This window comes from Streptomyces xanthophaeus, from assembly GCF_000725805.1.
Lineage (GTDB): Bacteria > Actinomycetota > Actinomycetes > Streptomycetales > Streptomycetaceae > Streptomyces > Streptomyces xanthophaeus.
Genome location: NZ_JOFT01000137.1, coordinates 1 through 307, shown reverse-complemented (window position 1 = coordinate 307; position 307 = coordinate 1). Strand labels below are relative to the sequence as shown.

Sequence of the window (307 nt, the reverse complement as noted above, 5' to 3'; positions counted from 1 at the left end):
GGACAAGTTCTTCGATGTGGTGGTACTGAATTCGGTGGTTCAGTATTTCCCGGGTGTGGATTATTTGTCTGGGGTGTTGCGGGGTCTGGCGGGGAAGCTGGCTCCGGGTGGTGTGGTGTTTGTTGGGGATGTGCGGAATTATCGGCTGTTGCGTTGTTTCCGTGCGGGTGTGCAGGTGGCGCGTGGTGTGGTGGGTGGGGACGTGTTACGTCGGGCGGTGGCGCAGGATGTTCTGGCTGAGCGGGAGTTGTTGCTGGATCCGGAGTATTTTCCTGCGTTGGCGGATTCGGTTGAGGGTTTTTCGGGT

Annotated in this window: 1 protein-coding gene; it reads left to right on the top strand. The window is 58.3% G+C overall.

Translation table 11 applies throughout. The features are described 5' to 3' along the window. Positions 1 to 307: class I SAM-dependent methyltransferase (locus IO30_RS45655; protein ID WP_157853403.1), on the top strand; the 307-nt coding region annotated here is incomplete at both ends.